Below are 12825 nucleotides of genomic sequence, written 5' to 3'. Positions count from 1 at the left end.
GCGGATTCTGACGCTGGTAGGCGACGACGAGACCGACGCGAGCAACGGAAGAATCGGCTGGAACTCGCCGTTCGCGCGCGCCCTGCGCGGCGCGGCGATCGGCGATGTTCGCCGGGTGGACCTACCCGCAGGCGAACGCGAATACGAGGTAATCGCGATCGAATATCCCTGACCTCGTGATCCTCCCCCGCCAGGGGGAGGTGGCTGGCGCTGCCAGACGGAGGGGGAGGAAAGGGAAACGATCGTTGCGCCTGCCTCCCCCTCCGTCACCTTCGGTGCCACCTCCCCCTGGCGGGGGAGGATCGTGGGTCCCCCGTCAACGATCCGTTTCGATTTACATAAATTGACCTCGCCCCGCGCGCGTGTGACGTTTCGCCAACGCAACGACACCGAGGACTCCCCCATGCCGATACCCGCCACCTGGTCCGCTCGCCTGCTGAGCGTCATGCGCATCGTCGTCGCGCTCGTGTTCTTCAGCCACGGCATCTCGAAGTTCTTCGGCCTGCCGCCCTTCCCGATGCCGATGAACCCGTTGCTCTACGTCGCCGGCGTACTCGAAGTCGTCGGCGGCGGCATGCTGATCATCGGCCTGTTCACGCGACCGGTGGCGTTTGTGCTGTCGGGCATGTCCGCCGTCGCCTATTTCCTCGCGCATTTCCCGCAAGGCCCCTTCCCGATCGCCAATGGCGGCGAGCCGGCGGTGCTCTACTGCTTCGTCTTCCTGTATCTCGCCGCAGCGGGGGGCGGCGCGTGGAGCGTGGACGCGGGGCGCGCGCGCGGCTAATCCTGCGCGCATGATCGATACCACAACGCGCAACGTCGCCCTCCTGATCGACGCGGACAATGCCTCCGCCGCGACCCTCGACCCGGTGCTGACCGTCCTCGCCGAGCTCGGCACGGTCAACGTCCGGCGGGTGTACGGCAACTGGTCGAAGCCCGCGCTGAAAGCGTGGAGCGACATGTCGATCAAGCACGGCATCGAGCCGCAGCAGCAGTTCGACCTGACCAAGGGCAAGAACGCGACCGACATGAAGATGACGATCGACGCGATGGACCTGCTGTTTCGCGGCCGCATCGACGGCTTCGGCATCATGTCGTCGGACAGCGATTTCATGCCGCTCGCGACGCGCATCCGCCAGGACGGCATCCCGGTGTACGGCTTTGGCACGAGCCGCACGCCGGAGGGATTCCGTCAGGCCTGCACGCGGTTCATCGACGTCGGCGCACTGAACGAAACGTCGCAGGCGATGCCTGCGCCGACGCCGGCCCCCGTGGCAGGTGAGAAAGCCGTGACACCGGCGCCGATCGCTCGCCCGAAGACCGCGCAGCCGATCGACGAGCAGGTCATCAAGCTGCTGATCGACGCCTACAACGCCGTGAAGCGCGACGAGAAGGGGTACGCCAGCGTCGCCGAACTGGGGCAGCTGGCGGGCAACCGATCGAGCTTCGATGCGCGCAACTACGGGTTCAACCGGCTGTCGGACCTGATCGAGACGATCCCGAACTTCCAGCACGAACGTCGCGAAGGTGGCCGGTCGTTCGTAAAGCGCCTGCGGTAAACCTTCCCCCCTCCCTGGAAGGGAGGGGTCGGGGGTGGGTCGGCTTCCGCATATCCCAACCGCTGGGGCACGAACGAGCCTACCCACCCCCAGCCCCTCCCTTTCAGCGAGGGGAGCGCGTTTCGCTCACCCCGTCGGCTGTAACCGCCCACCCGGCTCGCTCATACCGTGCGCCTGTTCCTCGCTATCGTCGGGCACCACCAGCGCGCCCTTCCGCCAATTGCCGTAGCGATAATACCAGACCGCGATCGCCAGCGTCGCCAGCGACCCGAGCGGGAAGCTCCACCACAGCGCATCCGCCCCGAGCCACGGCTTCGCCAGCAACGCAAAGCCGATCCGCACCGGATACAGTGCGACGATCAGTGCGATCAGCGGCGCGATCACCGCGCCGTTCGCGCGGACCGTCGAGAACAGCACCATGGTCATGCCGAACAGGATGAAGTTCCAGCTCGCGATCAGCTGGATATGCCGCGCGATCGGCAGCGCCGGGCTGTCGCTGCCGATGAACAACGTCATCACCGGGCGGTCGAACAGGATCACCACGCCGACCATCGCGCCGGTCAACGCGACGTTGAACAACAGGCCGTACTTCGTGATGTCGCCGACCCGGTCCCAGCGCCCCGCGCCGATATTCTGCGCCGCCATCGAACTGACCGCCGCACCGATCGCCAGCGCGGGCATCTGGATATAGGTCCACAGTTGCTGCGAGACGGCATAGGCCGCCGCGGTATCGACGCCGAGCCGGTTGACCAGCCCGACCATCGCCAGCCCTGCGGTCGACATGACGAGCATCTGCGCACCCATGGGCAGGCCCTTCCGGACGATCGTCCCGGCCAGTGCGCGTTCGGGGATCAGGTAGCGGAGTTCGTTGCCGCGCAGCCGCAAAGGCAGGTCGCGCCTGTAGATGTAGACGATCAGCCCGAGCAGCGAGACGTGGCTGGCGATCAGCGTCGCCATCGCCGAACCCGCGATCCCCATCTGCGGGAACGGTCCGATGCCCGCGATCAGCAACGGGTTGAGCCCGCTGTCCAGCAGCGCGCTGAGCAGCATGAACCAGAGGGGCGTCATCGAATCGCCGGTGCCGCGCAGGCCCATCATGAGGAGGACCATCATCATCGACGCGGGCAGCCCTAGGAAGATCACGCGGAGATACGCGAGCGCGAGCGGCATGGCGTCGCCGGGGGTGGCGAGCAGATGGAGGATCTCGGGCGCGAACACCCAGCCGAGCGCGGCGATCACGATCGCGCCGCCGAGGACCAGGCCGACTGCGGAGCCGAACGCCCGGCGTGCGCCTTCGAGGTCGTGGCGGCCGAAGCTCTGGCCGACCAGGATCGTCGCGGCCATGCCGAACCCGAACACCGCGCCAAAGGTGAGGAACATGATGATGTTGGCGTTCGACGTCGCGGCGAGCGCGCCCTCGCCGAGATAGCGCCCGACCCAGATCGCGTTGATCGAGCCGTTGAGCGATTGGAGGATGTTCGAGCCCAGCGTCGGGAGTGCGAACGCGAGCAACGTGCGACCGATGTGACCGGTGGTGAGGTCTCGCTGGCCCGGCTTGCCGCGGGGGCGGGTTTCGGTCTTGGCGCCGGTAGGCTCGCGATCGTCGACGTGCGTCTCGACGTTGGATGGCAGGTCGCTCAAACACTCTCTCCGTCAGGCCGGTTTCCGGTTTGCACCGGCGGACGGTCGGGCGCCCTTGCAGGCTGCATGCCTAGCCGCGGAGTGAACGTCGGGACAAGCCCGGTCGGTCCCCTACCCAGAACCAAGCACACCATGTTTCCCCGCGCAGGCGGGGACCCAGTCTGGGCTCCCGCCTGCGCGGGAGAACAGGAGGGGGCATACCGATCCGTCACCCCAGCGAAAGCTGGGGTATCCCCGTTGTCGGGTGGCCGTTGCATCTACTCACCCAGATACCCCAGCTTTCGCTGGGGTGACGGGCGGAGGGACGGACGGACGGGCAGGCGGACGGACGGACGGACGGATGGGCGGAGGGACGGATGGGCGGAGGGACGGACGCACGGACGGAAGGGCGGGCAGGCGGACGGGCAGGCGCATGGTTGGTCGGCGCGAGGGCAGTGTTCGAGGACGCATTCCCCTCCCGCTTGCGGGAGGGGTCAGGGGAGGGCGGGACGTACGTACTGGCGTCCGGTCCGTGGGGCACGCCCCTCCCCCGACCCCTCCCGCAAGCGGAAGGGGAGAAGATTACCCCAGGCGTCCGAGTGCGGCGTGCAACCGGGCGGCTTCGGCGGCCTTGTCGGCGTGGTCGGCCTTAGCCTTTTCCACCGCTTCGGGCTTGGCGCGTTCGACGAAGCTGGCGTTGCCGAGACGCCCCGACAGCGCATCGCGCTCCTTCTCCGCGGCCGCGATCGCCTTGGTCAGGCGGGCGCGTTCGGAATCGAGGTCGATCACGCCTTCGAGCGGCAGGACGAAGGTCGCCTCGTCGACCACGACCTGCGCCGCGCCGCCGGTGGCTTCACCGTCCGCATGCGTCACGCGGGCGAGGCGCGCGAGCGCGGGGGCCTGGCGTTCGAGCCGCGCCAACGTCGCCGCATTCGCATCGCGAACGTGGAGCGGCAGGCGCGCGCCCGGCGGGACGTTCAACTCATTCCGCGCGGTGCGGATTTCCTGAACCAGGCGGATCAGCCAGTCGACTTCCCTGCTCGCCTCGGGATCCAGCGACCGCGCGTCCGCCATCGGCCACTGCGCGACGATCAGGTCGTGCTCGCGAGCGCCCATCGCGTGCCAGAGTTCCTCGGTGATGAACGGCATGAACGGGTGGAGCAGCACCAGGATCTGGTCGAGCACCCAGCCCGCTACGGCCTTAGACTCATCGTCGATGACACCACGCTCGTCGCCGACCATCTGCGGCTTGATGAGTTCGAGATACCAGTCGCAGAAGCGGCTCCACGCGAACTGGTAGATCGCGTTGGCGGCGCCGTCGAAGCGGTAGTCGGCGAGCGCGAGATCGACCGTCTGGACGGTCGCGATCGTCTCGGCGATGATCCATTTGTTGACCGCCAGCTCCGCGCGCGGTGCCTCGAGCGTCGTGCTCGCGACGATACCGTTAGCCTGCGCGAACCGCGCGGCGTTCCACAGCTTTGTCGCGAAGTTGCGATAGCCCTCGACGCGCTTTTCATCCATCTTGATGTCGCGGCCCTGGCTCTCCATCGCCGCCATGAAGAAGCGCAGCGCGTCGGCGCCATATTGGTCGATCAGGCCGAGCGGATTGACGACGTTGCCCTTCGACTTCGACATCTTCGCGCCATCCGCCGCGCGGACCAGGCCGTGCAGGTAGAGCGTGCGGAACGGCACGTCCTTCATGAAGTGCAGCCCCTGCATCATCATCCGCGCGTTCCAGAAGAACAGGATGTCGAAGCCGGAAATCAGCACGTCGTTCGGATAGCGGCCGCCGAGCTGCTTCTGCCTCTGCTCCCTCTCCCCTGCGGGGAGAGGGTTGGGGTGAGGGGCAGTTCCGGGCGCGGCACTGCTTGGCTGCCCCTCACCCTGGCCCTCTCCCCGAAGGGGAGAGGGAACGGTGGCCGCCTCGGGCCAGCCGAGTGTGGCGAAGGGCCAGAGGGCGCTGGAAAACCAGGTGTCCAGCACGTCGGGGTCGCGGGTTAGCCAAATTCGACGTGGCTCCCCCTCCTTCGACAAAACCAGCCGATTAATCTGCCGCTTTTCATCGCTGTCGATGCCGACAATGAAATTCTCGCCGTAATAATCGCGCGCAAGGGCAAGCGCAGCCTCGGGGGTCTCCGCTACAAATGGTTTTCGAGCGGAGCCGCCATCAAGAATATCGTCAAAGCGATGAGCGAGGTCGTTCCCTTCTAATCGCGGCCCGAACCACGCGGGGATCTGGTGCCCCCACCACAGCTGCCGCGACACGCACCAGGGCTGGATATTGTCCATCCAGTTGAAGAACGTCTTCTCCCAGGTCTTCGGGACGATATCGATCGCCCCGGTCCGCACCGCCTCGATCGCGGGCTGCGCGAGGGTCTTCGCGTCGACATACCATTGGTCGGTCAGCCACGGCTCGATCACCACGCCCGAGCGGTCGCCATACGGCGTCTGGATCGTGCGCGGTTCGGCGTCGTGCTCCTCGCCGTCCTTGTCGACGTGCGGGATCAGGAAGCCTTCGGCCTTCAGGCGTGCGACGACGGCTTTGCGCGCCTCCGCGGTCGTCAGCCCGAGCAGCTCTTCCGGGATCAGCCCATCGGACACCTGCACGACGCGCGCCTTCGCATCGAGCATGTTGAGCATCGACCCGGCGGCCATCCCTGCCCGCTTGCCGACTTCGAAATCATTGAAGTCGTGCCCCGGGGTGATCTTCACCGCGCCCGACCCGAGCTCCGGATCGGCATGGTCGTCGGCGATGATCGGGATCAGCCGGCCGGTGATCGGCAGCTTCACCTGCTTGCCGATCAGCGCAGTGTAGCGTTCGTCCGCCCCGTTCACCGCGACCGCCATGTCGGCGAGCATCGTCTCGGGCCGCGTGGTCGCAACCTCGATGAAGCCCGAACCATCCTCGAGCGGATAGCGGAGGTGCCAGAAGCTGCCCTTGATCTCGCGCGTCTCGACCTCGAGGTCGCTGATCGCGGTGCCGAGGCCCGGATCCCAGTTCACCAGGCGCTTGTCGCGGTACAGCAGGCCCTGCTTGTGGAGGTCGACGAACACTTTCAGGACGGCCTTCGAGAAGCCTTCGTCCATCGTGAAGCGCTCGTTCGCCCAGTCCATCGAGCAGCCGAGCCGGCGGAGCTGCTGCGTGATCTCGCCGCCGCTCTCCTGCTTCCAGTCCCAGACCTTGGCGACGAACTCCTCGCGTGAGAAATCGGTGCGCTTCTGCGGGGGATTGAGCGCGCCCATCTGGCGCTCGACCACCATCTGCGTCGCGATGCCGGCGTGATCGGTGCCGACCACCCAGAGCGCATCCTTGCCCTTCAGCCGCGCGTGGCGCGTGAGGATGTCCTGCAGCGTGTTGTCGAGTGCGTGGCCGATGTGCAGCGAGCCGGTGACGTTGGGCGGCGGGTTGACGATCGTCCACGGCTCGGCGTTCGGACGATCGGGACGGAACTGGCCGCTGGCCTCCCAATGCGCATACCAGCGCGATTCGATGGAGGCGGGGTCGAAGGTTTTGGGAAGCTCGCTCATGCACAGAGCCTTAGCGAGCGTGTCGGGGCTAGGCCAGCCTTGGGGAGCGTGTCGGGGTCTGGAATTGGCGTCGCGGCGCGACAACCGGCCTACCCACCCCCGGCCCCTCCCTTTCAGGGAGGGGGGCAGTCTAAGGTCAGGGCTGCTGGTTCATGATCTTGGCGATCTCGCGCGAGACCATGTCCTCGACCATGTTGGGGAGGTTCGCGTCGATCCATTCGCGCAGCATCGGGCGGAGCATTTCGCGCACCAGGCCCTCGAGCGTGCCGTCATTGCCGGTTTCGGGTTTTACCATCATCCGCGTCAACGCTTCGAGCGGCGCGCGCGTTGCAGCCGCGGTGTGGCGCGAGACGATCGGCTCGGCGGTCGTTTCCGCGGCGGGCTGCGGCTTGGCGGTTGGCTGGCGCGACTCGGGGTGCCGCGGCTCGGGTGCGGCATCGACGGAGGTCAGCACCGGCGATTTCGGCGGGCGGGGCGTGCGGTCAACCATCGGCATCGGATCGCTCAGTTCGAGAACTTCGTCGTCGTCGATCCCGTCGTCGAGATAGCCGGAATCACGATAGGCCGGATCGCGGTGGCCCGGATCGCGGTGACCCAATTCACGATGGGACACGTCCTGGTCGACGGGCGCGGACGTCGTGCGCGCAGGGCGGCGCGACCGGCCGGGCGTGTCGCCCTCTTCGGCGATGATGCGTTTGATCGACGAGAGGATTTCCTCCATCGACGGCTCGCCGTTCACGTCCCCCATCCGGACCATCCCAAACCCCGTAGCCGCGCACACCCCTATTGGCGGCTCGGCGCATCCCTACCTGTCGTCAAGGCGGGGTTCCTGTCAACCGGCGTATCGAGCAACGGATCGCGTTGCGGGGCGACGCGGGCATCCTGGGCGGGCGACTGCGCGGTGCGGGTACCGACCGGAACGGGCTCGCCGTCGCCGCCGAAATCCCAGATCTTGTGGTGGACGCGCTGATAGTTGGCGACCGGATCGTAGAGCACGCCGCCGTCGAGCCCGAGATCGCGCGCCTCCGCCTGTCCCATTGCCGCCAGCAACGCGAAGCCCGCGACATACGCATCGCGGCGCGCGGTGACGAGAGTCACCTGGCTGTTGAGCAATTCCTGCTCGGCGTTGAGGATGTCGAGGATCGTGCGCGTGCCGACGCTGTTCTCGGCACGGACGCCTTCGAGGCTCAGCTTGTTCGCGTTGACCGCGGTTTCGGACGACTGGATCACCTGCTCGGACGAGCGCCACACGGCATAGGCGGAGCGCGCCTGCGAGATCACGTTGCGTTCGGTCGCGGTGACGTTCTCGATCGCGCGGCTCTGGAACGCCTCGGCCTGGCGGACCTGCGCGGCGGGGCGGCCGCCCTGGAACAGCGGCAGGGTCAGCGACAGCCCGGCCTGGACCGCCTTGTTCACATTGGGAACCGTACTGGCGCTGCCATCGGCGGTCGAGATCGAGCCGAGATAATTGGTGTAGCTGGCGGCACCGGTTGCGCTGATCTGCGGCAGGCGGCTCGCGCGGGCGACGCCGACGTCGTAGCGGGTCGCGTCGCGCTCCTTGGCGGCGGCGATCAGGACCGGGTTGTTCTCGATCGCGACGGTTACCGCCGACGCGGGGCTGTCGGGCAGATGCGGCAAGGTGGGCGGCGTTTCGAGCGTCCCGGCGGGCGTGCCGACGTACCGGATGTAATTCTCGCGGCTGGAGATCAGCTGCGCCTCCGCCGACTGGAGCTGCGCACGGGCGAGCGCGAGGCGCGCTTCGGACTGCGCGACGTCGGTGCGGGTGAGGTCGCCGACCTGGAACCGATCGCGGCTGGCCTGCAGGTTGACGTCGAGGACGCGCACGTTCTGCGTGTTGAGGCCGACGATCGCCTCGTCGCGGATCACGTCCATGTACGCGGCGACGACGTTGGTGAACAGATCCGCCTCGGTGCCGCGCAGCGTCGCGCGCCCGGCCTCGACGCGGGTCTTGGCGGCGGCGACCGAATTGCGGACCTGGCCGCCCTGGTACAGCGGCACCGACACGTTGGCGCGCGCGACGGCCTGGCGCGGCAGGGCGATGAAGCTGTTCGCTGCGGTCACGACGAATTCTGTGTAGTCGCCGGTCGCATTGGCGGACGGAAGCCCGGCGGCACGCGCGATCGGCACGTTCTCGTCGGTCGCGCGCAACGTGGCGCGCTGGCCGGTGATGATCGGGTTGGTGGTATAGGCCTTGGCCAGCGCCTCGCGCAGCGTCTCCGCGCTCGCTGGTGCAGCGATGTACATCAGCGCAACACTCGCGAGCAAGCGGCGGTAACGAGCGGTGCGCAAGGTCATAAAGCTCAGAACCTGAAGGGTTTGGGGGTTTCGAAGCCCGGCAACACGACGCATTCGACATCGACGAACGCGACCAGCGCGAACCCGCCCTCGGTCTTGCGTCCCGACGCCAACCGGGTCAGCCCGCGCTCGGCGATGCCGGCGGTCACGCGGCCATCGGGGCGAACCTGCGCGATCAGCGCGTCGGGCACCGACTCGATCGCGCCGTCGACGATCAGCACGTCATAGGGGGCCGCGGCGGCGTGACCGTCCTGGAACGCGCCCTCAACCAGCTCGACGTTCCCGACCCCGGCGAGCGCAGTGCGCGCGATCGCCAGCAGGGCGGGATCGCTCTCGACGGCGACGACCGAGCGCACGATCTCGCTCAGCACCGCGGCGGTATAGCCGGTCGCCGCACCGATCAGCAGCACGCGGTCGGTCGCGGTCAGATACGCCTCGGTCAGCAGCCGGCCGGTCGCCATCGGCAGGTTGGCATATCGACCGCCGCCGAGCGGGATCGCCGTGTCGCGATAGGCGATCGCGCGGACGTCCTGGGGCATGAACTGCTCGCGCGGCACCCGTGCCATCGCCGCGACGACGCGCTGGTCGTTGACCGCGTTGGTCCGGAGCTGGCTCGCGACCATCGCGTGGCGCATCGCGTCGAACGTAGCGGGTGCGGAGGACATGGCGGTCCCGCCGATGTCATGCGTCTCGGCTGCGAGCGAGGGAGTATCGAGAGTTGTCGTCGTCATGGGCCATCCTGTCGCACAACTGTTTTAGTTGTGCAATACACTTGTTGCGTATCGACCTGATATCGCGCGACCGCCGCCACGCCAAGCGCGGGTTGATCGGATTCCGCCCGGCATGGTGCCCGAAGCACGCAATGCGCGGACCGATCGGTCAATAAACTACACTGTGTGCGGTGAAGGATGTGCGGTGAAGGCACCCCGCCCGCCCGTGTGACACCGAGATGCCGCGGGCGGGGCGCCGAGGGTGCACGCGGAAGACCTGAGCACTACCTCTGCCGATGGTTCTAGCAGGAAATACCGGCAGCGTCGCCGGTAGAAATCGCGCGGCTCGACGTCGTCGCCCTGACGGCCCCCATCGAGTCCGTCTTCGCCGGCGCCGTGGCGATGTCGTGCAACGCCTGGGTCGGCGATCCCAGCACGGCGTTGCGCGCGCGCAGGCTCGCTTCGAGAAACGGCTTGGTCAGCGCCATGAAACGCCGCGGCGTCATGCCCAGGAACGTCCCCGAATCGCGCAGGAAATGCGACGCATCGAAATAACTGTCGTCGATCATCGAATAATCGGCCGCGTCGCCCGCCGCCATCAACCGCAGCAGCGACCGCAGGAACCGCGCCCGCATCAGCAGCATCTTGGGCGGAAACCCGAAATGGCGAATCGAAAGCCTGCGCAGCGCATGCGACGGCATGTCGAGCCGCGCCGCCGCCGAGGCCATGTCGGCGGGGCCATCGGTCGCCAGCACCTCCATCAGCCCCCGGATCGCCGGGGCGTCGGCATGCGGGGGCCCAAGCCGCTCGAGCAGCAGCGCATCGAGAATGGGCGCGACCGCCGCATCGTCCGTCGCCGCCTGAAGCGCGGCGACGAGGCGGTTCGTGAACCCGCGGCCGAGCACGTCTTCCAGCGGCACGATCCGATTGCGGAAATCGCCCGCAGGCCGGCGCATCAGCCTCGCCCAGCCGAGCGCGCTGATACCGAAGCCGATCATCACGCCGCCGTGGGTCGTCGCCTTCAGCGCCTGGCTGGTCGGCCCGAACAGGCTGGCGGCGGGCAGTGGATCATAGGTCCGCCGACCGATCGATACCGCGATCGGGCCGGCATCGATCGCGATCCGGACATTGGCGGTCGCCGGCAGGAACCAGTCGACCTGCCCCTCCCCGCCCGGTGCCGCGCTCGAGCGATAGACGTGATAGCCGGTGATGAAGTCGGCGAGCGCGGCGGCCGGTCGATCGTACCGGATCGCCATGCCGGCCGGCATCGCGAAAACCGCCTCCTCCACGTCCGCAGTGTTCGTCCCGCCCGCAACCGCATCTTTTCTCAAGCGACCTGCCCCCAAGTCAGTTTATCGTTACCGCGACCTTAGGGAAGGAACCAGTCCGGCGCGAGTCTCGATCTGGGTTGATACCGTCCCGTCGTTGACGCACACCAGCCGCCAGAGAATAATCGCCCTCCCGCCCTCAACTGACGGTTGACCGCGACGACAAAACGAAGCATTTGCGCCGCCTTCACGCATCGGGGCCCGATGGCGGAGTGGTGACGTAGAGGACTGCAAATCCTCGCACCCGGGTTCGATTCCCGGTCGGGCCTCCAATTTCCAGTCACGCGTGACTGCGACACACGCGTTCGAACGATCCCTTACCCCAGCAGTACCTTACCCGAGCAACAACCGCGCGCCGAGTGCCGCGAACAGCGCGGGCGGCATCACCAGCGCGCCGACCTTCAGGAAGCGCCAGAAACCGACGTCCTCGCCTTCGCGACGGATCGCGGTCAGCCACAGGATGGTCGCGAGCGAACCGGTGATCGACAGGTTGGGCCCCAGGTCCACGCCGATCAGCAAGCCGTCGGTGACGATCTGCGGGACATGCGCCTGCTGGAGCGTGGTGCTGGCGATCAGCCCGGCCGGCAAATTGTTCATCAGGTTCGATCCGAACGCCAGTATGGTGCCCGCCACGCCGGCGGTGACCGATGGCGATCGTGCCGCGCTCGCCGCCAGCCAGCGCGCCAGCATCGCGATCACGCCGGTGCTGGCCAGCGCCTCGACCAGCACGAACAGCCCGGCGACCAGCGGCAGGACGGCCCAGGATACCGAACGAAGCGTCGGGAACGGCGACTTGCGGCCACCGATGCAGATCGCGGCCATCGTCGCGATCCCGGCGAGGCAGGTCGGCAGGCCGAGATCATGGCCCTGCGCCGACGCCGCGATCAGCAGCACGGCGGTCGCGACGATCCCGCCGAGCGCGATCTTCCCGCCCCGGGGCAGCGTACCGGTCTCGACGACGGTCTCGCACTCGCCCGTGAGGCGCTCGCGCTCGACCCAGCGCAGGACCAGGAACGTCACGCCGATCGACAGCAGCGACGGCAGCGTGAATGACGCCATCCACGCGCCCAGCGACGGCATCGCGCCGCCGTACAGCACCAAGTTCGCAGGGTTCGAGATCGGCAGCACGAAGCTCGCTGCGTTGGCGATCAATGCACACGCGAACAGCATCGGCAGCGGATCCGCCTTCGCTCTCTTCGCCGCGGCATAGACGGCGGGGGTCAGCACCACCGCGGTCGCGTCGTTCGACAGGAAGGTCGTGACGACGATCCCGACGCCGAAGACCAGCGCGAACAGCCGGCTGGTCGATCCCCTGGCCAGCCGGACGGCGTGCTCGGCGACCCAGTCGAACAGCCCCTCGTCGCGGGCGACTTCGGACAACAGCATCATCCCGATCAGGAAAAGATAGACGTCGCCACCCTTCAGCACCGCGCTCCACGCGGCACCGGGCGACATGAGCCCGAACACCAGCAGCAGCGCAGCGCCGGCGACCGCCCAGACCGCCTCGGGCAGCTTGAACGGGCGCGTGATCACGCCGAAGGTCGCGACGAAACAGATCGCCCAGATCGCATAGACCGGCAATGTCACGCGGCCAGCCTCCGCGCGCCGATCCGCCGGGTCGTCTTCGTCATCGCCGTGCTCACCTATCGAGTCCGTTCAAGTTGGGGCCGCTTTTGTTGGGGCCGCGGCGCGCGCCGTCTCCTGCCATTAAACCAGCCCCAAAGTCCTCGCACGCTTCCCGGTCGAGCGCCGCCCCATAGCGTG

Annotated in this window: 10 protein-coding genes and 1 tRNA gene; 4 read left to right on the top strand and 7 right to left on the bottom strand. The window is 67.6% G+C overall.

Going from position 1 to position 12825, the window contains the following annotated elements; all coding sequences use genetic code 11:
* From NLI89_RS10310 to NLI89_RS10300, 3 genes are all read left to right on the top strand, one after another.
* Nucleotides 1-172, top strand: a 172-nt coding sequence (locus NLI89_RS10310; RefSeq protein WP_254686984.1) for a GreA/GreB family elongation factor, incomplete at its 5' end; no start/stop codon positions are given.
* A 231-nt stretch (nucleotides 173-403) separates the two neighbouring features.
* Nucleotides 404-784 (top strand): DoxX family protein, encoded by a 381-nt coding sequence (locus NLI89_RS10305; RefSeq protein ID WP_254686973.1) that lies wholly within the window; start codon nucleotides 404-406, stop codon nucleotides 782-784.
* A 10-nt stretch (nucleotides 785-794) separates the two neighbouring features.
* Complete coding sequence (locus NLI89_RS10300) at nucleotides 795-1559, top strand: NYN domain-containing protein (protein WP_254686972.1); 765 nt, start codon at nucleotides 795-797, stop codon at nucleotides 1557-1559.
* A gap of 126 nt (nucleotides 1560-1685) precedes the next feature.
* Here the strand turns inward: NLI89_RS10300 and NLI89_RS10295 are convergent, their stop codons facing one another.
* The 6 genes from NLI89_RS10295 to NLI89_RS10270 form a co-directional block, all read right to left on the bottom strand.
* Nucleotides 1686-3200: an MATE family efflux transporter gene (locus tag NLI89_RS10295; RefSeq protein WP_439144504.1), complete on the bottom strand. Its 1515-nt coding sequence runs from the start codon at nucleotides 3198-3200 to the stop codon at nucleotides 1686-1688.
* A gap of 561 nt (nucleotides 3201-3761) precedes the next feature.
* Nucleotides 3762-6707 carry a valine--tRNA ligase gene (locus NLI89_RS10290; RefSeq protein WP_254686971.1) on the bottom strand — a complete coding sequence of 982 codons (2946 nt, stop codon included), beginning with the start codon at nucleotides 6705-6707 and terminating at the stop codon, nucleotides 3762-3764.
* 136 nt (nucleotides 6708-6843) lie between these two features.
* A complete protein-coding gene (locus NLI89_RS10285; RefSeq protein WP_254686970.1) occupies nucleotides 6844-7455 on the bottom strand; it encodes a DUF2497 domain-containing protein in 612 nt (203 codons plus the stop codon).
* 35 nt (nucleotides 7456-7490) lie between these two features.
* On the bottom strand, nucleotides 7491-9023 hold the full coding sequence (locus tag NLI89_RS10280; RefSeq protein WP_254686969.1) for a TolC family outer membrane protein: 1533 nt from the start codon (nucleotides 9021-9023) through the stop codon (nucleotides 7491-7493).
* Between the two features lie 5 nt (nucleotides 9024-9028).
* On the bottom strand, nucleotides 9029-9688 hold the full coding sequence (locus NLI89_RS10275; protein WP_254686982.1) for a protein-L-isoaspartate O-methyltransferase family protein: 660 nt from the start codon (nucleotides 9686-9688) through the stop codon (nucleotides 9029-9031).
* Nucleotides 9689-10035: 347 nt separating this feature from the next.
* Entirely contained in the window at nucleotides 10036-11064 is a 1029-nt protein-coding gene (locus NLI89_RS10270; protein ID WP_254686968.1) for a helix-turn-helix domain-containing protein, read from the bottom strand.
* A gap of 195 nt (nucleotides 11065-11259) precedes the next feature.
* Between NLI89_RS10270 and NLI89_RS10265 the strand changes: the two genes are divergently transcribed.
* Nucleotides 11260-11333 (top strand) — tRNA-Cys (locus tag NLI89_RS10265).
* 61 nt (nucleotides 11334-11394) lie between these two features.
* On the opposite strand, the gene NLI89_RS10260 is transcribed toward NLI89_RS10265, so the two are convergent.
* Nucleotides 11395-12648, bottom strand: coding sequence for an arsenic transporter (locus tag NLI89_RS10260; protein ID WP_254686967.1), 1254 nt, complete (start codon nucleotides 12646-12648; stop codon nucleotides 11395-11397).
* Nucleotides 12649-12825: the final 177 nt, after the last annotated feature.

The organism is Sphingomonas faeni (genome assembly GCF_024273235.1).
In the GTDB taxonomy this organism is placed as follows: domain Bacteria; phylum Pseudomonadota; class Alphaproteobacteria; order Sphingomonadales; family Sphingomonadaceae; genus Sphingomonas; species Sphingomonas faeni_A.
The sequence above is the reverse complement of the archived record's forward strand: the minus strand, read 5'-3'. Positions and strand labels throughout refer to the sequence as shown.